The organism is Streptomyces sp. NPDC032940 (assembly GCF_040636935.1).
Lineage (GTDB): Bacteria > Actinomycetota > Actinomycetes > Streptomycetales > Streptomycetaceae > Streptomyces.
Genome location: NZ_JBEZVJ010000049.1, coordinates 1 through 22,675, shown reverse-complemented (window position 1 = coordinate 22,675; position 22,675 = coordinate 1). Strand labels below are relative to the sequence as shown.

Here is a 22,675-nt window from a genome sequence, read left to right as displayed (position 1 = left end):
TGGGGGTGCTTCGCCTCCTCCGGTCAGCGCAACGGCCGGCGATGCCCGGGTCGTGCGGGTATCGCCGGCCGTCGGACCGGCAGGTCGTGGTGGTCGACGCGTGCTGGTGCGGCGCGCGTCAGGAGTGTGCTGTTTCGGTCTGCTCGGACGGGTCCGCGGCCGGGGCGGCGGGCGTGGGCAGCGGGCCGCTGCGCAGCATCAGGCCGGAGATGACGGCGCCGACCGCGAAGATGGCGGTGCACCACCAGAAGACCTGGGTGTAGCTGTGGACCGAGGCGAGCTCGAGCTGCTGCGCCGTGGGCTGACCGTTGACGTGGTCCTCCAGCCAGCCGGTGGCGGCGGTGGCGGCGATCGTGTTGAGCAGCGCGGTGCCGATGGCGCCGCCGAGCTGCTGGCCGGTGTTGGCGCACGCCGAGGCGACGCCGGCGTCCTCGGGGGACACGTCGGAGGTGGCGGTGCCGAGGGCCGCGGAGTAGATCAGGCCCATGCCGATGCCGACCACGATGAGCGGGCCGAGCAGGTGCGAGGCGTAGCCGGAGTCGGTGCCGATCCTGGTCAGCCAGGCCATGCCGGCCGCGCTGAGCACCATGCCGCCGGTGATCAGCGGCTTGGGGCCGTGGTGCGGCAGCAGCTTGGCGGCGCCCGCGCCGGCCGCGACGGTGGTGCACACGATCATCGGCAGCACCGCGACGCCCGAGGAGATGGCCGAGTAGCCCAGGTTGAGCTGCATGTAGTAGATGAGGAACAGCATGATGCCGAACATGCCGGTCCCGACGAACAGCACGGTGAGGTAGGCGCCGCCGCGGTTGCGGTCGAGGACGATCCGGGGCGGGACCAGCGGGTACGCGGCGCGCGTCTGCCAGAACGCGAAGGCGATCAGCAGCACACCGGCGGCGACGAGGACGCCCCATGTCGAGGGCGTGCTCCAGCTCTCCTCCGCGGCGTTGGAGAGACCGTAGACCAGGCCGAACATGCCGCCCGAGGCCAGCAGCACGCCGGGGACGTCCATCCGCGCGCCCGTCTTGGGCTGCTTGGTCATCAGCGACAGGCCGCCCACGAGTGCGACGGCGGCGAAGAGCAGGTTGATGTAGAGCGTCCACCGCCAGTCCAGGGCGGAGGTCAGCGCGCCGCCGACGATCAGGCCCAGGGCCGCGCCGCTGGCCGCCACGCCGCTGAAGATGCCGAAGGCCTTGCCCTTCTCCTTCGGGTCGGTGAACGTGGTGGCCAGCATGGCCAGGCAGGACGGTGCCAGCAGCGCGGCGAACGCGCCCTGGAGGGCACGGGCCGTCACGAGCATCCCGAAGCTGTTGGCGGCGCCGCCGACGGCGGAGGCGACCGCGAAGCCGGCCACGCCGAGGAGGAAGGACTCCTTGCGGCCGATCAGGTCGGACAGCCGCCCGCAGAACAGCAGCAGGCCTCCGAACGGCAGCGCGTACGCGGTCACTATCCACTGCCGGTCGGCGTCGGTGAAGTCCAGGGCTTCCTGCGCCGACGGAAGCGCGAGGTTCACCACGGTCAGGTCGAGGCCCACCATGAGGTAGGCGACGCAGATGACGGCGAGGACCAGCCATCGCCTCGGATCCGCCGCCGCACCGGAGCCCGCCCCGGCCGCAGGGGCTGCCTTTGGTGTTGCCATGAATTTTCTCCCATCCAACAGACTCGACGCGTCACCCATGTGACGAGATACGGCGGCCGGCCTGTGACATGACAGCCGGTTGAGTGCGGCGGCGGGCCGGGGGACGTACCCGCCGCCGCAGTTAGGGGGGTCAGTCCTTGACGTCGCCTCTGACGTGCCGCTGCACGAATTCGTAGGCGAGGTCGCCGAACTGTTCTCCGAGTTCGGTGGACACCTCAACCGTCTTCTTGAAGTGCACCCCGGCCCACACCCGGCTGCTGGCACAGGTCTTGGTGAACTCGGTCCAGGTGGGGAAGTGCAGCTCGATGTCCTTGGCGGGGGTGACGCCCGGCTCCGTCAGCGTCGAGCCGGCTCGGAAGGTGAACTTCCAGTCCAGGGTGTCGTCGCCGAAGTGGCGCCGCGCGGCCTGCGCCGCCGCGGAGCAGAGCGTGGAGGAGCCCGACGGGTACTCCGGGTGGTCCCCCGTGGGCAGGAAGCTGCGCCACTCGGTGGCGCGGATGTCGTCGACCGTGCCCTTGCCGGGGCCGCCCCAGGCGGTCAGCTTGCTGTTGCCGTACACGTGACGGACCGCGCTGATGGGCCGGACGGCGTCGTACTTGGCCTTGTAGTACCAGGCGACGATCAGTGATTCGAACGTCGCCAGCAGGTGCGCGAGGACGAACTCGGCCCAGCCGTGCACGCCGAGTTCGTTGTTCTGGTCGTGGTTGCGGGCCGCGACGAGTGCCGAGTGGCCGATGCCCCAGAACTTGTTGTCCATGACCTCGGCGACCGCCTTCTGACGGTCGGTGAGCCCGGCCGATGCCTCCAGGATCTCGTCCACCGAGCGCTTGTAGCGGCGGGGGTCGGAGTGCTGGGAGTGCGCGGGCGGCGCGACTTCGAACTGGCGCGGGTGCCGGAAGGTGTACGGCTTGACCAGCCCCATCTGCGGCGTGACGAAGTGCTGGGCGACGTAGATGCCGATGTCGCCGGGCCCTCCGCCGACGCGGCGGTTGTTGTGCTGGAAGAGCTGCGGCTGCCAGTGGGAGGGCTCGACGAGTTCGAAGGCGGTGTTCCGGGGCCGGTAGCCGGTGTAGTCCGCCCAGGGCAGGGGGTTGTACCGGCGGCCGCCCTCGTCCCCGAGGAAGTTCATGCCGTCGCGCTTGCGGGCCTCGAAGACGCTCTTGCCGGCCAGGTTGCCGATGCCGATGGCGTCGGTCGGCTTCTCCGAGTGGTTGTCGGGGTCCAGGCCGAGCGAGGTGATGAACTGCCGCATGTCCGCGGCTCTCTGCGGCAGCACCTCTCTGATGAGGCGGTACTGGGCGTAGATGGCGGCGATGTTCATGTTCCGGTTGGTGGTGGACTCGCCGGCGGGGCGGCGTCCGATCCGGGAGTGCACACCGACCGCGGTCGGGTGGTACGGCGCCACGGCGTCGAACCAGGCGAGCGCCGTCAAGTGGTTGAACCAGAGCAGTACGGTCGCGTCCATGGGGCCGAAGATGGCCCCTGAGGGCGACTCGCCGGCGTTCTCGTCGCTGGGCTGGAACCACTTGATGAAGTTGTCGGTGTCCAGGTCGAAACCGGCCGCCGCCGCGCGGGCGGACGTGCCGGCGGCGGCCTTGCCGGTGGGACCGAGGGTGGTCAGCGCCGCGGTCGCGGCAGTGCCGAGCAGCAGCGAGCGGCGCCGTGGCGAGAGGCCTGAGGCGGGTGAGCGTCGTCCGGGCGTCGTCATGGTCGGGTCTCCTCGAAGGGAATGCGCGGCGAGACGAGGCCTTCGGGGCGGGCCATGGCCCGTGTCCAGGTGTGCCCCTGCCTCGGGGTCGGCGCCGACCACGCTAGAAACAGCACAACCGGTCTGTCAACGCCGTATGCCTCCGGTCGCCTCCACCCCGCCCGGAGGCGGGGCGCCGGACCACCCGACCAGCAGCAACAGCCCTGTTGCACCAGCACATTTCAAGGTTCTCGAGAGTCGTTCCGTACGATGCCTCGAGTGCTCATGGAGTCCGGAGGCAGCCCGAAAGGGGCTCAATTAACAGACCGCGTGGTCTTCTCTCTTCTCATGCCGCCTGGGATCCGGCCTCGTCGTCGGCGAGCGGGTCGATGCCCATCTCCTCGGCGAGGCGCATGGCCTCCTCGATCAGCGTCTCCACGATCTGCGACTCGGGGACGGTCTTGACGACCTCTCCCTTGACGAAGATCTGGCCCTTGCCGTTGCCGGAGGCGACGCCGAGGTCGGCCTCGCGGGCCTCGCCGGGGCCGTTGACGACGCAGCCCATGACGGCCACCCGCAGCGGAGCCGGGAAGCCCTCGAGCGCGGCGTTGACCTCGTCGGCCAGCTTGTACACGTCCACCTGGGCGCGCCCGCACGAGGGGCAGGAGACGATCTCGAGGCCTCGCTGACGCAGGCCGAGCGACTCCAGGATCTTGGTGCCGACCTTGACCTCTTCCACCGGCGAGGCGGAGAGCGAGACCCGGATGGTGTCGCCGATGCCCTCGCTGAGCAGCGCGCCGAAGGCGACGGCCGACTTGATGGTGCCCTGGAAGGCGGGGCCGGCCTCGGTGACGCCGAGGTGGAGGGGGTAGTCGCACTGGGCGGCGAGCTGCCGGTAGGCCTCGATCATCACGACCGGGTCGTTGTGCTTGACCGAGATCTTGATGTCGCGGAAGCCGTGCTCCTCGAAGAGCGACGCCTCCCACAGGGCGGACTCGACCAGCGCCTCCGGAGTGGCCTTGCCGTACTTCTGGAGCAGCCTCTTGTCGAGCGAGCCCGCGTTGACGCCGATCCGGATGGGCGTGCCGGCGGCGGAGGCGGCCTGGGCGATGTCCTTGACCCGGTCGTCGAACTTCTTGATGTTGCCCGGGTTGACCCGTACGGCCGCGCAGCCGGCGTCGATCGCGGCGAAGACGTACTTGGGCTGGAAGTGGATGTCGGCGATGACCGGGATCATCGACTTGCGGGCGATCTGGGGCAGCGCGTCGGCGTCGTCCTGCGAGGGCACGGCGACGCGGACGATCTGGCAGCCGGAAGCGGTGAGCTCGGCGATCTGCTGAAGGGTCGCGTTGACGTCGGCCGTCAGCGTGGTCGTCATCGACTGCACCGATATGGGGTGGTCCCCGCCGACGCCCACGGCTCCCACCGAGATCGGACGGGAGTGTCGGCGCTTCACGATCGGGCGTTGCGGGATCTGCGGGATACCTAGATCGACGTTCGGCACGAGCGAGTCTCCTCTCATGCGTGGATGGGCAGGGACCGGTCGTCGTCGGGCAGAGCGACGGAAGTCCGCTGGACGAGCTGGGTGATGGTGCGGGCGAGGCCCTGGGCGTCGAGCCCGATCTGGGCGAGGATCTCGGACCGGCTGGCGTGGTCGAGGAACTCCTGGGGGATGCCGAAGGTCCGCACCGGCGTGGGGATGTCGGCGTCGCGCAGCAGCCTGGCCACGGCGTCGCCGACGGCGCCGACCCGGCCGTTGTCCTCGACCACGGCCACCAGGCGGTGCTGTCGGGCCGCGTCGGCGAGGGCGGAGTCCAGGGGTTTGACCCACCGGGGGTCGACGACCGTGACGCCCAGGCCCTGGGCGGCGATCAGGCGGCCGGCCTCCACGCACACGCCGGCCATGGAGCCGACGCCGACGAGCAGGACGTCCTCGACGTCGTAGCCGGTGTGTCCCAGCCCGACGTGACGGGAGAGCACGTCCAGGCCGCCGAACGTGCCGATGGCGTCGATGTCCGAGGTCACCGAGCCCTTCGGGTACCGGACGACCGTGGGTGCGTCGGACACGTCCACCGACTCGCGGAGCAGTTCCCGCAGCCGGGCCCCGTCGCGGGGGGCGGCGATGCGCAGGCCGGGCACCAGGTAGAGCATCGACATGTCCCACATGCCGTTGTGGCTGGGTCCGTCGCTTCCCGTGACGCCGGAGCGGTCGAGGGCGAAGGTGACCGGCAGCCCGTGCAGTGCGACGTCCATCAGGACCTGGTCGAAGGCGCGGTTGAGGAAGGTGGCGTACACCGCGACCACGGGGTGGAGCCCGCCCAGCGCGAGGCCGGCCGCGGACGTCACCGCGTGCTGCTCGGCGATGCCGACGTCGAAGACGCGGTCGGGGTGGGCGTCGGCGAAGTCGGCGAGGCCGGTCGGGTGCAGCATGGCCGCCGTGAGGGCCACCACGTCGGAGCGCTCGGTGCCGATCTTCACCAGCTCGGACCCGAACACCTCCGTCCAGGAGGTGGAGGCGGCGGCCCGCGACTCGCCGGTCACCGGGTCGAAGGCGCCGGGGCCGTGGAAGCAGTCCTCCGCGTGGTTCTCCGCCGGAGCGTAGCCGTGGCCCTTCTTCGTGAGGCAGTGCACGACCACCGGGCGTTTGAGGGAGCGTGCCTTCCTGAGGGTCTCCTCGAGCAGGTGCGGGTCGTGCCCGTCCACCGGTCCGATGTAGGCGAGGCCGAGGCTCTCGAACATGGCGGCGCCTTCGCCGCGCCTCAGCGACGCCAGGTGGCTGGCGAAGCCCCCGATGGTCGGCGAGTAGGACCGGCCGTTGTCGTTGAGCACGATCACCACCGGCCGGTCCTCGCAGGCGGCGATGTTGTTCAGCGCCTCCCAGGCCATGCCTCCGGTCATGGCGCCGTCCCCGACCACGGCGACGACGCTGCCGTCGGTGCCGCTGAGCTGCCTGGCCTTCGCCAGTCCGTCGGCGTAGGAGAGCGCGGTCGAGGCATGGGAGTTCTCGATGACGTCGTGCTCGGACTCGGCCCGGCTCGGGTATCCGGACACGCCGCCGCGCTGGCGCAGCCGGTCGAATCCCTCCCGGCGGCCGGTGAGCAGCTTGTGGACGTAGGCCTGGTGGCCGGTGTCGAAGAGCAGCCGGTCCCGCGGGGATTCGAAGACCCGGTGCAGGGCGAGAGTCAGCTCGACGACGCCGAGGTTCGGTCCGACGTGTCCGCCCGTCTTGGATACCGCGGCCACGAGGAACTCGCGGATCTCGGCCGCGAGTTCGGGCAGCCGCGAAGAGTCCAGCCTCCGCACGTCCTGTGGACATTGAATCTTCTCAAGAAGGCCCATAGCGACTCCTCAGCGAGTATCTATCCGAAACGGAAGGTCTTCTGACTCATTGGTCTCTGCATGGTGAACAGGGGGTGTCCCGGCGGGAGCCGGGAACGAGAAGGAGCTCCCGTGCGGTCGAGTCGAGATGGCGTACAGCTCACTCGACCGCACGGGAGCCTGGTGGGTGCGCCGGAGAGGGGCGGACGCTACTCGTCGGAGTCGGACACGCTCGTGTGCATGTGGTTCACCAGCCGAGGCCGCCACTGGTAGTACGACTGGATCTTGTAGAACTCCCCGTCGGCCGGGGACGTCGCCGCGTAGACGGCCTTGGGGTCGTCGACGCCGTACGGGACGGTCTTCAGGAAGTGCTCGATCTTCGGTTCGACCCGGTCGAGGAGGGCCAGCGGGTCCGGGGCGATCGCGGCGTAGCAGAAGCGCTCGATCTTCGGGGAGTCCCAGCTGAGGGTGGCGTAGAAGCCGAACGCCTGCCGGGCGAAGTTGAGCAGCTGCTCGCTCGGCTCCGGCATGTCGAGGTCGCGCAGCATCGAGCGGACGGCCTCCGGCTCGAGGCATTCGCCCACCTCGCCGAAGTACACGTTCATCGTGCGGTGTCCGTGGTCGATGCCGACCAGGGTGACGTTCTCGTCCAGGCCGTAGCGGGAGAAGAAGTCGAGGTTCTTGGCCAGGCTGGGCGGCACGGAGGGGACCTCGGCGAGCTTCGACAGGCTCTGCATGCTGTTGCCGGGGAAACACGACCAGGTCTTCTGGAAGCCCTTCACGACTCCGAAGTCGATGCCGTAGCTTTCGACGGGGAATCGTTCGGCGATGTCCGAGAGCAGGGTGCCGACGGGGTGGTCCGTCTTCGCTATGAGGCCCTTCGACACGGCGAGGGCGTAGGGGTCGACGTCACCCGGAAGCATCATGAAGTGCAGATTGAGTTCTCCCGCGTGGCGTGCGTCGGTCGCCACCCTGAAGAGAATCGCGGCCTGCGGAAGGAACTCCTCGAACGAGGTCAGTACCGGCCAGACCTTGTCGCGCGAGCAGGTCACATCCAGCAGGCCGGCTGTCTCCTCGATGGCCGAGTAGAGCTTGTCCGCCGCGTTCTCGGACATTCATCCTCCAAACGTCGTTCTGGTATCTGGTCCCGGAGCGTGGCGGGCTGCCCGGCCTACGCGTCCAGGTGGTGCTGGATCGTGGGGGCGAAGGTGTCGACCAGTTCGTCCACCGACGCCGACGCGATCGGCTCCATCCGCATCACGTAGCGCAGCATGATCAGGCCCACGACCTGGGCCACCACCGCGTTGAGGTTGAGCCGCGGCGCCCCGACCACCTCCCCCACCCGTTCGACCAGCATGGAGGAGAAGTGGTCCCGCAGCTGGGCGGCGCCCTCGTCGCTGGTGGTCGCGGACCGGATCTTCTCCAGGAGCTGCGGCCTCAGCGCGGGGTTCTCCCAGGCCGTCAGGGACATACGGAAGAGGCGTTCGCCGAGCTGCTCGCGCGGGCCGGCGATGGCCTCCTGGAAGAGCTGGTTCGCGTACGCGGCCAGGTTCTCCGGCCCCGCGTTCGCCACCTCGGTCGCTCCGGACATGTGGTCTCCTGATGTCGGTTTCGGCGCTCGTTCGAAGGTGGCCCACTCGACCAGAGGAACGGTCGAGTACGGCAGGGCGGAGAACGGAGAACCGGCCTCGGCCGTTCTAGGCCCGCTGTTCCTCGGGGGCCTCGGTGAGCAGCTTCTTCTGCAGCTCGGTGAGCTGGTAGTACGTGCAGACCTCGTGGAACTCCTCGCCGCGCATCCACTTGACGGCGTACATGTTCACGCGCCCGCCGGTGTAGGCGCGCGGTGCGGTCCTCGCGAACCGCTCCATGATCTCCGGCATCCGGCCGGGGATCTCCGACGGGTCGAGTCCGCGCACGGGCGGCGGGGCGAAGGCGACGCGGATGATGTCCGGGGAGTCCCAGCCGAGCGTGATGTTGACGCGCAGCGACCGCTGGGCGAACTCGAGTATCCGGTCGTCCGGGTCCGGCATCCCGAGTTCGAGGAGCAGCGACCGGATGGTGCTCGGTGCGGGGCGGCCGTCGGGGCCGAAGTGGAAGTACACGCTCACGGTCTTGTGCCGGTAGTCGACGCCGATCATCGCCACGTGGTCCAGGCCGTACCGGGCGAAGAGGCCGGCGTTCGCGGCCACGGCGGGCGGCATGGACGGGATGGCGGCGATCTCCGACACCTTCTGCATGGTGTCCGGGAAGTGCGCGTAGAGCTTCTTGAAGCCGCCGACGACGCCGGCGTCGACGAAGTGCTCCTTGATGGGCCATCGTCCCTGGATGTCCGAGAGCACGGAGCCGACGGGGTGGTCGGTCTCGGCGACGAGCCCCTTCGACAGCGCGTGGGGGTACGGGTCGCCGATCGACGCCGGCACCGTGAAGCTGTAGTCCAGCTCCCCCGCGTGGCGGTCGCCGCCCTGCCCGCCGAAGACGATCATGGCTTCGGGGAGCGCGTCCCCGAACGCGTCCAGTACCGGCCAGACCTTCTCGCGCGTGCAGTGGGCACTCAGCAGTCGGGAGCCTTCCTCGATGGCCGAGTACACCTTCTCTATTTCAGCGGTCCTGGACATTCATCCTCCGAGTGTCGGCCCTGACGCCTGTTCATGGGGTGCGGTGCGGCGGTGGCTCATGCCGGGTAGCCGCCGAAGCGCCGGTCCCGCCCCCGCAGGTCCTGGAGAGCGGCGTCGAAGTCGGCGCGCGTCATGTCGGGGAACAGGACCGGGGAGAAGTACAGCTCGGCGTACGGGGACATGAGCGGGAAGAAGGACGACATCCGGGTCGCACCGCCGGTGCGGATGAGGTAGTCCACCTGCGTGGGAACGTACGCGTTCTCGGCGAGGATCTCCTCGGTCAGCTCCGGGATCTTCCCGTTGAGCCTGTTGAAGAGGCCGATGACCTCGTGCTGGAGGGACATGCCCAGGATGTAGTGCAGGGTGAAGTCCGCGTCCTTGGCCGACTTGTCCCGCAGCTCCTCCAGTTCGGAGATGTAGGGCGGGGACACCAGGTCGAGGGACCCGGAGAAGTCGAAGCTGTACGTGTCGTGGATGCGGCGGACCACGTCGTTGAACGCGTTCATGAACGTGATCACGGCGGCCTCGGGCCGGCTGTGGTTGGCGGCGGAGGAGGCCGTGACGTAGAGCTTGGTCACGCCCTCCTCGCGGGCCCAGTCCATGAACTCGATCAGCTTGTCCCCCATCGCCGCGTAACCGTCGTCGAGGGAGACGCCGTACTTCTCGGACCAGCGGCGCATGCCGTCCGGCAGCAGCATCAAGGTGGTCACCGGGATGTCCCTTCGTTTCGTCGTCTGTGGTTTCGTCACCGTGCGGAAGGGGTGCTGTGCGCACCCCTGTCGGACAGCAGCTCGGCGGCCTTGGCGGCGGTTCCCGCGGTGGCCAGTTCGTCCCCGGTCACGTCGACGCCGCACTGCTTCGTGAGGATGACGCCCAGTTCGATCAGGACCAGGGAGTCCAGGGCCAGGTCCGCGAACTCGGTGTCGACGCCCGTGTCGGCGGGGACGTCGAACTGTGTCTTGAGAAGGTCGAGCACGGCTTGCGGCTCGACGGGGATACGGCTCGTCATGGCGCTTTCTCTCCTATGGACGACGGCGGTCAGGCGAGGGCGGTCCCCGGCCAGGTGAGCGCGGCGGAACCCCAGGTCAGTCCGGCGCCGAAGGCGGTCAGCAGCAGCCGGTCGTGGAGCTGGAAACGGCCCTTGGCGGCGGCGTCGGCCAGTGCCAGCGGGATGGAGGCGGCCGAGGTGTTGCCCACCTGGTCGAGGTGGGCGACCACGCGCTCCTTGTCCACGCCCAGGTGCTGTGCCAGGGCGTGCAGGATGCGCAGATTCGCCTGGTGGCCGACCACGTGGTCGACCTCGTCGACGCTCCAGCCGGCCTGTGCGAGCGCGGCCGAGGAGGACTGGGCCATCCGGCGGACCGCGTGCGGGAAGATCTCCTTGCCGTTCATGTAGAGGTATCGCTCGTCCGCGTGGTGCGGACGAGCGGCGGAACGGTGCCGGGAGCCGTTGCCCGGGATGCCGACCAGGTCCTTGAGGGAGCCGTCCGAGCCCAGGTCCACCGTCAGCACCGCGCCGGCCTCGTCGGCGGTGCCGCGGCGCAGCACCACGGCCCCGGCACCGTCGCCGAAGATGACCGCTGTGCCGCGGTCGGCGGGGTTCAGGAAGGGGTGGAAGGTCTCCGCGCCGATGACGAGAACCCACTCGGCGTGCCCGGCCACCAGGGCGGCGGACGCGGTGGCGAGCGCGTAGACGAATCCGGAACAGCCGGCTGCCACGTCCAGGGCGGCGATGGTGCCGAGGCCGAGCCGGGAGGCCACGTCGGGTGCGACGGAGGGGCACTGCTGGTCGGGGGTCGTGGTGGCCACGACCACCATGCCGACGTCGTGCGGTGCGAGGGCCCCCACCGACTTCAGCGCCCGGTGGCCCGCCTCGACGGCGAGGTCGCTCGTGGCCACGCCGGGGTCGGCCCAGTGCCGCTGCCGGATGCCGGTGCGCTGGACGATCCAGGCGTCGCTGGTGTCCATCCGGTGGGAGAGTTCCTCGTTGGTCACCGTGCGCGGCGGCACGTAGCCGCCGAGCCCGGCGAGGACCGCGGCGGGTGCGCTCATCGTCCCTCACCCCGCCGGCCGCCGGTCCGTGGAGCGGGGTTGAGCAGGTGGACGACCGAGGCCCGGGTCCGCACGCCGTGCAGGGCGCCGCTCACCTCGGCCGACCGCCAGGTGCCGGACGGGGAGGGGAGCAGCCGGGCCTGTGCGAGCCGGGCGGTCACCTCGTCGCCGGTGCGGGCGGGTGCGGGCGTGTCCGCCGTGATGCGGGTGCGCCGCATCCAGAGGTTGTTGCTGCCCGCGCGGTCGATGCCGTCCAGCGTGTAGAGCAGGACCTGGCCGAGCTGCATGGCGGCGACAAAGGCGTCGATCATGGTGGCCTGCGCGTCGTCCCGGGCGGCCTCCGCCCCGTCCGGGATGAGCGCGGCCTCGGCGGACGCCCTCAGGTCCTCCTCGCCGTCGCCGGTGATGTCCACTGCGGTGAGCACCTGCCGGCGCGCACCGTGCGGGACCCCGTAGGGCCGGTCGTTCCAGGGCCCGGGCAGTTCCTCCGCCAGGTGGTACGTCCGGCCGGTGCCGGCCGGGCGCGTGCCCGCCGTGTGCCGGGCGTGTATCCGGGCCGTCAGTGAGCCGATGCGGCAGTCCAGTGTGGTCGACCAGTCCTCGCCGTCCGTATCGGCGGCGACGAGCCGGCCGCTCACCGGGAAGCTCTCCAGGCCCTCCTCGTCCGGGCTCGGGCCGGCCTTCATGTCGACGGACCGCACCTCGAAGCGGGCGTCGGGGGCGAGGCCGTAGGTGTGGGCCGCGTACAGGCCGGTGAGCTGGGCGGCGAAGAGCATCACGTCGATGGAGCTGAGATGCGGTTTCTGCTGGTGGCCGCCTTTGCGGGACCAGAGGCCGGGGATGGCGAGATGGGCGGTGGCCTCGATGCCCGCCGGGCCGTCGGCCGCCCCCGACAGCGTGAGATCGGTCAGCGAGTGTTCGACCCGTTTGAATCCCTCTCCGAGGAATCGGCTGTCGCGCGGGCCGAGGAGTTCGTCGATGGTCGCGAGTTGCAGGGATGACACAGGCATTCCCTTTCCCGCCGAGGAACCGCCCCTCCGAGTTCGGGCGGCGGGAGCGGCCGGCGCCGCTCGCCGCGTCAGGCGGTGAAGGCTTCGGCGATGGCGTGGCTGTCTTCGTACATGTGGTAGCGCGTGATCTTTCCGTCGACGACGGAGAAGTGCAGGGCGTAGGCGTTGGTGAAGGTCTTGCCGGTGGCCAGGACGCCGAAGACGGCCTCGGCGGTGACCACCGCGTGCTCTCCGTCGACGAGGCGGGTGCCGAGGGTGAATCCCTGGGGCGCCGTCAGCACCTTCGGGAAGATCTCGAAGAACGCGGAGATCTCCTCCTTGGTGGAACGGGTCCCCGTCCAGGGCACGTCGGGGCTTCCCGCCACCCGGAAGTCCACCTGGTCGGCGAACAGTTCGAGCTGGCCGGGCAGATCGCCGGCCGCGAACCTCTCGAAGAACAGGTCCACGGTCTGCGCGGTGGTCTGCTGCTGCGCGGTCGTCATGTCAACTCACTCCGGTTGTGCGTTACTTGGAAGCCAGGGCGGCACGCCCCGCGAGGTGGATCGCCGTCAGCTGGACGACGCGCTCGCCGAGGTGCTCGGCCGTGGCGATGTCCGCCTTGTGCACGGCGTCGGGGGGAAGGTCGCCGGCCAGGGTGGCGGCGGCGCCGTTGAAGTAGCCGAGCCGGTTCAGGTCGTTCTCGCTCTCGTGGCTGAGATGCCAGCCCGGCAGCAGCCCGAGGCTGACCCAGATCATCCCGTGCTGGGCGCCCAGGGTGGCGAAGTAGCCGAGGGTGGAGTCCTTGTCACCGGCCTTGCAGGCGCCGATGGTGAACCCCGAGCCGAGCTTGTCCTTCCACGCCTGGCGCCCCCAGCGCTTGTTGGTCGACTCGGCGAAGGTGTGGAACTTTCCCGACGCCGAGCCCATGTAGGTGGGCGCTCCGAAGATGATGGCGTCGGCGTTGTCGAGGGTCTCCCACTTGGTGTCATCCATGGCGTCGACGGTCACCATGGTCACCTCGGCGCCCGCGGCCTCGGCACCGGCTCGGACGGACTGCGCGAGCACGTCCGTGTGGCCCCTGCCGGAGTGGTAGGCAATGGCGATGGTGGGCGGCTTTTCCATCGGTCGTTCTCCTCGGGATGCGTGGGTGGCTCACGTGTGGGCCGGGACCCGTTCGTGCTCCATGCGGAAGTCCTGGCGGCCGTACTCCTGCCGGGCCAGCTCGATGGCCTCCGCCGGGCTCATCACCGGCTTCCACCCGAAGATCTGGGCGATGGTCTCGAGCCGCTCCGTCATCGAGCCGCCCACCACGTGGTAGGGGATCTCCAGTTCGTCCAGCGTGGCGAGCAGCATGGTGTCGACGGTCGCGCGGAACTCGTTGTTCATCGGCCGGTGCCCGTCCGCCGTGATCGGCAGTTCGTGCCGCAGGTGGACATAGGCGTCGTAGGTGGCTTTGACGTGCTGTTTGAAGGCGAGCCCGTACTGCTCGACGACCTTGCCGAAGAACTCCATCTCCTGCGCGGTCGTCGTCTCGAGGCCGTCCCCGCCCCGGGCGGTGGCGTTGGGGTTCATGCCGTACCGGAGCCGGCCGACCCCGTACAGCCATTCCTGCAGGGAGGACCCGTCGGAGATGAAGTCGTCCCCGAGCAGGGCCTCCTGTACGGCGCGGCCGGTGTGGCGGCGCATGGTGAGCTGGAGGAACTGCGCCGGCGTCACGTCCGCGAGCTTCACGCCCGGCAGGGCCTCCGGCATGATCTCCCGGATGGTCCGGGCGAGCGACCGCGGAACACCGGTGTAGTGCGACAGCGCCATCACCGTCGAGGTCTTGCCCGACGAGTAGGTCCCGGACACGGATATCTTCATGGGTTCTCCAGCTCCGAGGCAGTGCCTTGCCGGCCGCAGGGCACTGCCTCACACGGCCTCGGTCAGGCAGGGTGTGCGCAAGGGGTCCGGGGCCGGCCGGTCACGCGATCTTGGTCGCGGTGATCAGGCCCTGGACGGGGATGACGTCCGGCGGGATCTCCGCGGCGTTCTTGGTGACGGCCTGCGTCACCTCGAACCCGCACTCCTCCAGCCAGCTCACGTAGGTCGACAGCTTCTGCGGTCCGCCCTGGCCCATGGCGCAGCCGATGAAGAAGGCCGGGAAGAAGTCGACGTTGTAGTTGTCGGTGTCCTTGATGTCCTCGGGGTAGACCGGCACCAGGATGTGGAGCGTGCCGCCGGCGTTCAGAGACTTGTTGACGCCCTGGAGGATCCTGACCACGTCGCTCTTGTCGAACATGTCCAGGAAGTGCTTGATCAGCGCGACGTCGTAGCCCTGCGGGATCTCGTCGAAGACGTTGCCGCCGACGAAGGACAGGTGCTCCTCGAGGCCCTCGGCCTTGAAGTTCGCCAGCGCCTCGGGCTCCTTCTCCGGCAGGTCGAAGGTGGTCACCTTCAGCCCGGAACCGGGGCCGCCCTTGTGGCGGTAGGTGTGGATCGCCCCGAGGCCGGTGTTGCCGGCGACGTCGAGCACCCGCGAGCCGGCCGGGATGTCGACGTTGTCGAAGAACCAGGGGTCGATGTTGGCGGTGACGTTGTTCATCAGCTTCAGCCAGGCGTCGTTCAGGTCCTGGTGGTCGGCGACCGCGTCGTACAGGGTGCCCTCGGCGCCGTACAGCTCCTTCAGGCCCACGATCGTGCCGGTCCTGGCGCTCTCGGTGAGGTAGTACAGCTGCCGCAGCGCCGTGACCTTGATCAGGTTCATGTAGGCGAGCGCCCGGTTGAGGTCGCTGACGGGGACGTGCGCGAGCGCGTCGAGGGTGTAGGCGCCGGTGGCCTCGTCGAAGGCGACGAAGCCCTCCTTGACCAGCAGGAACAGCAGCTGCTCCACGGCGTCCGGCTTGGCGCCGACGGCTTCGCCGAGCTGCGCCGCGGTCAGGCCCGGGCGGTCACGGAGGGTGTCGACGATGCCGAGTTCGAAACTCGACACAAGGCTCATGAACCGCGAGGGTCCCACCATGTACTCGCGGAAGCGGGCGAGAGTGGCTTCGGGTGTCAAGGCTGTGGCCCCTTTCAGGTCGTGTGATTCCGCCGCCCGGGCGGTCGGTGTGCCGCGGGTCATGCCCGCTCCTGAAGCTGCTTCTCGAACCGGCGGGCCAGCTCGAGCCGCTGCACCTTCAGCGTGGCCGTCCTGGGCAGTTCGGCCTGCGGTAGCTGGACGGGGTCGGCGAGCTGGGGGAAGTCCGCGACGGCGGCGCGCCAGCGGCCGAGGTCCAGGGGCCTGTCGCCGACGGTGCAGACCACCGGGACCGGCTCGGAGTTCGGGCCCTGCACCACGACCAGTTCGGTCAGCTCGTCCAGCTTGCTGAGGACGACGTCCTCGATCTCCAGGGAGCTGCGCACCCCGGGGACCATGTCGACCTCCCGGTCGAGCAGGTGCAGACAGCCCAGCCTGGTGAAGTAGCCGACGTCGCCGGTCCCCCACCACTCGCCCTTGCGGTTGCTGTCGTAGCGCTCCTGCTCCCCGAAGTACGACTTCGCCAGGCCCGGCCAGGCGACCTCGATGCGGCCGGGGTTGTGCTCCGTCGGGCGCCCGCCGTCGCGGCTGACGACGCGCACCCGCGCCGCGCCGAAGGGCATGGCCCAGCCGACGCAGCGGCCGTTCGCCTTGTGGGCGGAGCGGCGGAAGTAGGCGCGTCCGACGGCCGGGCCGACCTCGCTCTGGCCGTAGATCTGGAAGAACAGCGCCCCGCGCCGGTCCGACGCCTTGAGCAGCTTGCTCATGGTGCCGGGGTGGATCGCGTCGAAGGTGCTGGAGAAGACCTTCACCGAGCCGAACGGCGCGCGCGGGTCCTCGGCCAGGTGCTCCCACTCCATCAGCGAGTTGGGCAGCGCCTCGATGAGTGCCGGCCGGTGCTCGAGGAACGTCTCGGCGACCTCGGCGGGGTCCGTCTCCCGCATGAGCAGGACCGGGTACTCCTTCAGCAGCGCCAGGGACATCGCCGCGACCATCCGCGAGTGCACGAACGGCACGTGGATGGCGACGGTCTCCTTCTTGCGCATCAGCGACAGCAGCCGCCACTGCGGGACCAGCCGGATGCCCTGGGTGCGGGGGGTGTGCACCACGAGCTTGGGAATGCCGGTGGTGCCGGAGGTGTGGGTGATGACGGCGGCCTCGTCGATCGGCCGGACCACCGGCTTGACCCGCGGCGCGCCGGCCAGCTCGGCCAGCGAGGTCGCGCCCGGGCGGTCGCCGGCGGAGGTGAGGACCCGCCGGGTGAGGTCCGCCAGCGGCACGTCGGCGAGGAGGTCCAGCTTGGTGCCGTCGGTGAGCAGGGTGGGCCGGCCGACCCGCTCGATCAGGATGCCCACCGTCCTGGCGTCCAGGGCGGGCGACAGGTTCACCACGACGCCGCCGATGCGGGAGATCGCGGCGGCGAGCATCCAGTGGTCGGCGTTGGCCGTCTTGTAGATCACGACGCGCTCGTCGGGCCGCACCCCGGCCGCCCACAGACGGGCCGCCAGGTCGTCGACGTGCTCGGCGTACTGGGCCACCGTCAGCCGCCGGCCCGCCTCGGGGAAGACCTCCAGGTCGTGGTCGAGGTGGATCGGCGTCGTCGGGTTCACGGCGGCTGCCATCTCCGGCAGGAGGCCGATGTGCAGACCGCGCTTCTGTATCGATGTATAGGCTGTGGAGCCCTTCATGGGCACTTCTCCTTCGGGCACGCTGCGAGGTCGACAGGGCGGTGTGCGGGTGCCGTTGCCGTCGCCGGTGCGTGCGCTATGCGGCGCGCCGGCCGGACGTGGCGTGGGTGCGCACGGCGCTGCGCAGGGCCTGCGCGACGGTGGCGACCTGGTCCTGCGTCAGCTCGGCGTGCATGGGGATGGCGATCTGGCGCTCGAAGAGGTCCAGCGAGACGGGGCACTTCTGCTCCGCCCGGAACACGGGCTGGATGTGGCCCGCGAAGGTGCCGGCCCCGCAGCCGATGCCCTGGCCGCGCAGCTCGGTGGCGACCGCCGCGCGGTCCACGCTCGCGTCCAGCGTGACCATGTAGGTCTGCCAGGCGTGTGTGCGGTCCTGCGGCACCTGGGGCAGCGACAGCAGTTCGTCGTCGCCGAGCAGCTCGGCGTACTGCGCGGCGACCGCGTCACGGCGCCGGAGCAGTTCGTCGATGCGGCCGAGCTGCACCTGGAGGATGGCCGCGGCGATGTCGGACAGCTTGAAGTTGTAGCCGACCTCGGTGAACGACGGGATGGGCAGGCCGACGACCTTGCCCATGTCGAAGATGCTGCCGATGCCGAAGGAGGAGCGCAGCCGCGCGTCCTTGCCGATCTCCGGGTCGTGGGCGAGCAGCGCGCCGCCCTCGCCGCTGGAGGCGCCCTTGCGTCCGTGGAAGGACAGGCAGCCCACCTCGGCGAGCGCGCCGGCCTGGCGGCCCTGGTAGGTGGCGCCGACCGCGCAGGCGGCGTCCTCGACGAGCCACAGGCCGTGCCGGTCTGCGATCTCCTGGAGCTCGGTGTAGTCGGCGGGCATGCCGACCGTGTCGACGGCGACGATGCCGACGGTGCGGGGGGTGACCAGGTCGGCCACGGCCTGCGGGTCGATGGTGTAGGTGTCGGGGCGTACGTCGGCGAACACCGGGGTGGCACCGACGTAGAGCGCGGCCTGCGCGGGCGCCGGGAAGCCGTAGTCGGCGACGATGACCTCGTCGCCCGGTCCCGCGCCGAAGGCGAGCATGGCCAGGTGCAGCGCGGCGCCGCAGTTGGCCACCGCGACCGCGTCGGCGACGCCGTACTTGCGGGTCAGCTGGGCCTCCAGCGCCTTGCCCTTGGGGCCTTGGCCGGCCGGCCAGCCGGAGGCGAAGACCTCGGCGACGGCGGCCAGTTCCTGGTCGCCCAGGCTCGCGTGGACCAGGGGGATCGAATCCATGGTGCTCATCTCCGCTACGCTCCGCGCTCTGCCGCCGACTGGGCGGGAATCCGGGTGGGGGGTTCGAAGCGCAGCGGCGTGAGCTGGCTGACGTCGTAGCGCTTGCGCATCTCCTCGACCGCCGCGGGGTCCACCGTGGTGCCGCGCGACCAGATCTCCGCGATCTCCTCGAAGTACTCCTCGTGCTCCGGGGAGGGGAGGCTCTGGAAGAGCATCTTGGCGGGCTTGTCCGTGGCGTTGCGGAACGCGTGCGGGGTGCCGGGCGGCACGAACATGCAGCTGCCCTCGGCCGCCCGGACGACGCGGTCCCCCTTGGGGGACGTCCAGTGGTGCCAGGTGTCCGTGGTCCGCTCGGTCGGCTCGAAGCACAGGAGGTCCAGCTCGCCGTCCAGGACGTAGAAGAACTCCTGGGAGTGGTTGTGCACGTGTGCCCCGACGTCGAAACCGGGGGGAACGACCACCTCGAAGATCGACACGGAGGAGCCCATCTCCGCCGTGGCCTTGAAGGTCACCTCCTGGGCCGGGGTGATCAGCTTGCGCCCAGCACCGGCCGGGACGATGAGGTCAGTCATACGCGTCGCTTCCTTTGTCCGGGCGTGGTTCAGTCGACGGTCTGGGGGGTGTGGTCCGCCCAGGTGCCGAGGGCCATCTCGGCCGTGATGCCGGGACCGAAGCCCGCGATGAGACCGGTGGCGCCCACGGCGGGGGTCTCCTCCTCGATCAGCCTGCGGGCGGCTTCGAGGACGACGGCGCTGGCGATGTTCCCGTACTCGCTGAGGGTGGACCAGCTGTGCCGGAAGACGCTGCGGTCGACCTCGAGGAACTTGGCGAGGTCGTCGAGGATGCGCGGGCCGCCGGCGTGGACGATGTAGAAGTCGAGCTTGCCCGCGTCCCAGCTGTGGTCCTTGGCGAACTCGCGCAGCACCGGGGCGAGCGGCTCCATGGTGCCGGGCACCCGGCGGTCGAGCTGGAAGTGGAAGCCGGTGTCGCGGACCGAGTAGGAGATCCAGTCCTCGGTGTGCGGGATGAGGTAGGAGGCGTTGCGCTCCAGCTCGATGCCGACGCCGCCGCTGCCGCGCACGACGGCGGCCGCGACCGCGTCGCCGAACAGGCCGTCGGACAGCAGCGAGCCGATGTCGTCCATGTCCGGCTGGTAGCACAGGGAGCAGAACTCGGCCGCGACGATCAGGACGTTGGTGCCGGGGTGGGCGACGCAGAAGTCGTGGGCGCGGTTGATCGCCGCGCCGCCCGCCGCGCAGCCGAGCTGGGCGATGGGTATCTGCCGGGTGTCCGGGCGGAAGCCCATCTCGTTGATCAGCCACGCGGTCAGCGACGGCATGAGGAAGCCCGTGCAGGACACGTAGATGATGGCGTCGATGTCGCGGGCGGCGACGCCGGCGTTCTTCAGGGCCTCTTCGACGACCGCGGGGGTGTGCCTCTTGGATTCGGCCTCGTAGATGCGGTTGCGTTCGGTCAGGCCCGGGTGCTTGAGCGTCTGCTCGATGGGCTGGACGATGTGCCGCTTCTGCACGCCCGTGTTCCGGATGAGGCGGAGCGCCAAGGGCAGCTGCGGCTTTCCTGCGTGGACCCTGGCGGCGAAGTCCAGGGTCTCTTCCATGGTGATGACGTGTTCCGGCGCCTGTACCGCGGGCTTGCATAGCCTGGGCATATCTGGATCCGCTTTCTCTAGAGTCTGCCTGGGATACGTGCAGTGGGCACAGCGTCCGGCCGGGATCACGCCGCCATCGGCTGTGGGTCGAGGTCGAGGTCCATCAGGGCGGAGAGGATCGGTGGCCGGGACCAGTCCGGCGGGGTCAGGGTGATGCCGACGCGGTGCGCCGTGCCGCCCTTGACCCGCACCGGGCCCACGGTGGCCGTCAGCGGGGTGGCTTCCGCGCCGTCGGCGCCGCCGGGGTGTCTGCCCTGGGCCACCGCGTGGATGTACCAGGTGCCGGCGGGAACGCGGGCCAGCGTGAAGCTCCCCGACGCGGACGCGTTGCTCCAGGAGACGGGGGTGCCCTGGAGCACGGCGCTGTCGAAGGCGCCGACGTAGACGGGCGAGAGCAGGGTGCCGGCGGTGCGCAGCACCCCGGTCACCGATCCGGTGCACCGGCCGGCCGGCGCCGGCGCGGACGCGGCCGGGGCCGTTCCGGCCGGCGTGGGCTCCCGGTGCTCGCCGGGCTCCCTGAGGGACTTCCGGTACTGCGTGGGCGGCAGCCCCACCAGCTCGGTGAAACGGCGGGTGAAACTGCCGGTGCTGCTGTAGCCGACCCGCACCGCGATGTCGGCGACGGTGAGCGGGGTGCTCAGGAGCAGGTGCTTGGCCTCCTGGAGCCGCACGGCGCACAGGAACCGCCCTGGAGTGACACCGGTGACCCGGGTGAAGACGCGCAGGAAGTAGAACTTGCTGACCATCGCGCCGCGCGCCAGCTCGTCGAGGCTCAGCGGTTCCCGGAAGCGTTCGCGGATCGTGGTGACGGCATGCTGGACTAGGTGCTCCATGACGGGCTCCTGATGGCGAATCATGTGGCCGATACCGAGGCCGGACCGCTCGAGGGTCGCTGATCGGCCCGGCGGACCGGCGACGGCTCTACTCGTTCTCCAGTTCGAGAAGAGGCGCGCCCCAGGCCTGCCGGAGCGGAGGGGGGCCGGGCACCGGCTGGTGAGCACGGCGGCGGGCCCGGTGGGGTACTGCCACGGGACCCGTCACGATGTCCGGTCGCAGTACTGGTGACAGCGCCACACGGCCTGGCACGCACCCGGCGACGCGGGTGCGGAAGGGGAGGGGGTGGCGCTCAACCCGTCGCCCAGCGACTGTTTTTGGGCAGAGTCGGCGTGCCGGAATAGTGACACGGTCGGCGTCGGTGCGCCAAGAGCGCCCCGGAGTGACCTGGGTCACGCCAACTGCGTTCCGCTGCGGCGGTGTTCACGTGCCGGAGATGCGCCGATCGCGCCACCCGCGCCCCACCGGTTCTGTAGCGCTCGGCTGCCACCATCGGCGACAGCCGCACACGACTGCACACGGAGGGCGAATGTCTCGCGCCGAGCAAGCCACCATCAGAAGCAAGCGGTCCCCGGGGCCATCGGCGCGGGGCGTTGGCGGTGGCGACGGCAGGCTCGGAAGACTGCGCAGGACCGGGGCCCTCGTCACCTTCATGCTGGGCGCCCTGTCCGCGGTGCCCCCGCTGTCGATGGACATGTACCTCCCGGCGCTCCCGGACGTCACCCGCACGCTGGGCTCGTCCACCACCATGGGCCAGCTGACGCTCACCGCGTGTCTGTCCGGCATGGCTCTGGGGCAGCTGCTGGTAGGCCCGATGAGTGACCGGTGGGGGCGGCGCAGGCCGCTGCTGATCGGGCTGGCCGTCTATGTCGTCGCGTCCGTGAGCTGCGCCGTCGCACCGGGTGTCGAGCTGCTGATCGGCGCCCGGCTGGTGCAGGGCCTCGCGGGCGCGGCCGGGATCGTCATCGCCCGTGCCGTGGTGCGCGACCTCTACGACGGGCTGGAGATGGCCCGGTTCTTCTCCACGCTGCTGCTGGTCTCCAGCCTCGCGCCGATCATCGCGCCGATCCTGGGCGGGCAGGTGCTGCGGTTCACCGCCTGGCGGGGTGTGTTCCTCGTCCTCGCCGTGATCGGCGTCGCCCTCACCGCGCTCGTCTGGCGCCGGCTGCCCGAGACCCTGCCGGCCGAGCAGCGCCGGGGCGGCGGCGTGCTCGGGGCCCTGTTCATCATGCGCGGCCTGGTCGCCGACCGGGTCTTCCGCGGGTACGTGATGGTGAACGGCTTCGCCTACGGCGCGCTGTTCTCGTACATCGCCGCCTCGCCGTTCGTCATCCAGGAGATCTACGGGGCGTCCCCGCAGACCTTCTCCCTGCTCTTCGGCCTCAACTCGCTGGGCCTGATGGTCGTCGGCCAGATCAACGGCAAGCTCCTCGTCGGCCGGGTCCGCCTGGACAAGGCGCTCGGGGCGGGGCTCGGCGTGATCGCTCTCGCCGGGTCGGTGCTCCTGGCGATGACGGCGGGCGTCTTCGGCGACGCGGGCACGGTTCCGGTCGCGTGCTGCCTGATCGTCATGATCTCCGCGCTGGGGCTGGTCCTGCCCAACACCAACGCGCTCGCCCTGGTCCGGACCCCGCACGCCGCGGGTTCGGCCTCCGCGCTGATCGGCACGTCGTGCTTCGCCATGGGGGCGCTCGCCACGCTGCTCGTCGGCCTCGCCGGCAAGGGCACGGCGGTGCCCATGGCCGCGGTCCAGACGGGCAGCGCGCTGGCCGCGATCGTCTCCCTCCTCGTCGTGTGCCGTCCCTGGCAGGGCCGGCCCGCGGAGGAGGCGAAGCACTGACCCGGCGCCGGGCGGCACCGCCCGGCGCGGCACGCCGCAGCCCCCGCTGGATCGCCGAGCGATCCAGGGTCGACGGCGGTCCTCGGCGACCTGCCGTCCACGCCGGACCTCGAGGCCCTGCGCG

General features: G+C 70.3%; 21 protein-coding genes. 1 reads left to right on the top strand and 20 read right to left on the bottom strand.

Annotated elements, in window-relative coordinates; all coding sequences use genetic code 11:
• Positions 1-118 precede the first annotated feature (118 nt).
• The 20 genes from AB0E77_RS32665 to AB0E77_RS32570 all read right to left on the bottom strand — a co-directional run bounded on the left by AB0E77_RS32665 (position 119) and on the right by AB0E77_RS32570 (position 20,710).
• Positions 119-1,636 carry an MFS transporter gene (locus AB0E77_RS32665; RefSeq protein ID WP_361578132.1) on the bottom strand — a complete coding sequence of 506 codons (1,518 nt, stop codon included), beginning with the start codon at positions 1,634-1,636 and terminating at the stop codon, positions 119-121.
• A 130-nt stretch (positions 1,637-1,766) separates the two neighbouring features.
• Positions 1,767-3,344, bottom strand: coding sequence for a vanadium-dependent haloperoxidase (locus AB0E77_RS32660; protein WP_361578129.1), 1,578 nt, complete (start codon positions 3,342-3,344; stop codon positions 1,767-1,769).
• Between the two features lie 325 nt (positions 3,345-3,669).
• Entirely contained in the window at positions 3,670-4,827 is a 1,158-nt protein-coding gene (gene ispG, locus AB0E77_RS32655; RefSeq protein WP_361578126.1) for a flavodoxin-dependent (E)-4-hydroxy-3-methylbut-2-enyl-diphosphate synthase, read from the bottom strand.
• A 14-nt stretch (positions 4,828-4,841) separates the two neighbouring features.
• Positions 4,842-6,662 carry a 1-deoxy-D-xylulose-5-phosphate synthase gene (locus AB0E77_RS32650; RefSeq protein WP_361578123.1) on the bottom strand — a complete coding sequence of 607 codons (1,821 nt, stop codon included), beginning with the start codon at positions 6,660-6,662 and terminating at the stop codon, positions 4,842-4,844.
• Positions 6,663-6,850: 188 nt separating this feature from the next.
• Complete coding sequence (locus AB0E77_RS32645; protein ID WP_361578120.1) at positions 6,851-7,756, bottom strand: aromatic prenyltransferase; 906 nt, start codon at positions 7,754-7,756, stop codon at positions 6,851-6,853.
• 56 nt (positions 7,757-7,812) lie between these two features.
• A complete protein-coding gene (locus AB0E77_RS32640; protein WP_361578117.1) occupies positions 7,813-8,232 on the bottom strand; it encodes a hypothetical protein in 420 nt (139 codons plus the stop codon).
• 106 nt (positions 8,233-8,338) lie between these two features.
• Positions 8,339-9,256, bottom strand: coding sequence for an aromatic prenyltransferase (locus AB0E77_RS32635; RefSeq protein WP_361578114.1), 918 nt, complete (start codon positions 9,254-9,256; stop codon positions 8,339-8,341).
• A 56-nt stretch (positions 9,257-9,312) separates the two neighbouring features.
• Entirely contained in the window at positions 9,313-9,966 is a 654-nt protein-coding gene (locus AB0E77_RS32630; protein WP_361578111.1) for an undecaprenyl diphosphate synthase family protein, read from the bottom strand.
• Between the two features lie 35 nt (positions 9,967-10,001).
• On the bottom strand, positions 10,002-10,265 hold the full coding sequence (locus tag AB0E77_RS32625; protein WP_361578108.1) for an acyl carrier protein: 264 nt from the start codon (positions 10,263-10,265) through the stop codon (positions 10,002-10,004).
• Between the two features lie 29 nt (positions 10,266-10,294).
• The gene (locus AB0E77_RS32620; RefSeq protein WP_361578105.1) at positions 10,295-11,308 is read right to left on the bottom strand and encodes a beta-ketoacyl-ACP synthase III; all 1,014 of its coding nucleotides are present in this window, start codon (positions 11,306-11,308) and stop codon (positions 10,295-10,297) included.
• Positions 11,305-12,318 (bottom strand): AvrD family protein, encoded by a 1,014-nt coding sequence (locus AB0E77_RS32615; protein ID WP_361578102.1) that lies wholly within the window; start codon positions 12,316-12,318, stop codon positions 11,305-11,307. The genes AB0E77_RS32620 and AB0E77_RS32615 overlap by 4 nt, the downstream gene beginning before the upstream one ends.
• Before the next feature lie 68 nt (positions 12,319-12,386).
• Entirely contained in the window at positions 12,387-12,800 is a 414-nt protein-coding gene (locus AB0E77_RS32610) for a nuclear transport factor 2 family protein (RefSeq protein ID WP_357801317.1), read from the bottom strand.
• A gap of 22 nt (positions 12,801-12,822) precedes the next feature.
• Positions 12,823-13,419, bottom strand: a complete 597-nt coding sequence (locus AB0E77_RS32605) for a flavodoxin family protein (RefSeq protein WP_357801316.1) — start codon at positions 13,417-13,419, stop codon at positions 12,823-12,825.
• Between the two features lie 30 nt (positions 13,420-13,449).
• Positions 13,450-14,160 carry an AAA family ATPase gene (locus AB0E77_RS32600; protein ID WP_361578099.1) on the bottom strand — a complete coding sequence of 237 codons (711 nt, stop codon included), beginning with the start codon at positions 14,158-14,160 and terminating at the stop codon, positions 13,450-13,452.
• A gap of 100 nt (positions 14,161-14,260) precedes the next feature.
• Positions 14,261-15,277: a methyltransferase gene (locus AB0E77_RS32595; protein WP_361578096.1), complete on the bottom strand. Its 1,017-nt coding sequence runs from the start codon at positions 15,275-15,277 to the stop codon at positions 14,261-14,263.
• Positions 15,278-15,396: 119 nt separating this feature from the next.
• Positions 15,397-16,983, bottom strand: a complete 1,587-nt coding sequence (locus tag AB0E77_RS32590) for a class I adenylate-forming enzyme family protein (protein WP_361578093.1) — start codon at positions 16,981-16,983, stop codon at positions 15,397-15,399.
• A gap of 76 nt (positions 16,984-17,059) precedes the next feature.
• Positions 17,060-18,208: a DegT/DnrJ/EryC1/StrS family aminotransferase gene (locus AB0E77_RS32585; RefSeq protein ID WP_361578144.1), complete on the bottom strand. Its 1,149-nt coding sequence runs from the start codon at positions 18,206-18,208 to the stop codon at positions 17,060-17,062.
• Positions 18,209-18,222: 14 nt separating this feature from the next.
• Complete coding sequence (locus tag AB0E77_RS32580; protein ID WP_361220669.1) at positions 18,223-18,780, bottom strand: cupin domain-containing protein; 558 nt, start codon at positions 18,778-18,780, stop codon at positions 18,223-18,225.
• Between the two features lie 29 nt (positions 18,781-18,809).
• Entirely contained in the window at positions 18,810-19,826 is a 1,017-nt protein-coding gene (locus AB0E77_RS32575; protein WP_361578090.1) for a type III polyketide synthase, read from the bottom strand.
• A 116-nt stretch (positions 19,827-19,942) separates the two neighbouring features.
• Positions 19,943-20,710 (bottom strand): AraC family transcriptional regulator, encoded by a 768-nt coding sequence (locus AB0E77_RS32570; RefSeq protein ID WP_361578087.1) that lies wholly within the window; start codon positions 20,708-20,710, stop codon positions 19,943-19,945.
• A gap of 653 nt (positions 20,711-21,363) precedes the next feature.
• Here AB0E77_RS32570 and AB0E77_RS32565 point away from each other — a divergent pair.
• Positions 21,364-22,551, top strand: a complete 1,188-nt coding sequence (locus tag AB0E77_RS32565) for a multidrug effflux MFS transporter (RefSeq protein WP_361578084.1) — start codon at positions 21,364-21,366, stop codon at positions 22,549-22,551.
• Positions 22,552-22,675 lie beyond the last annotated feature (124 nt).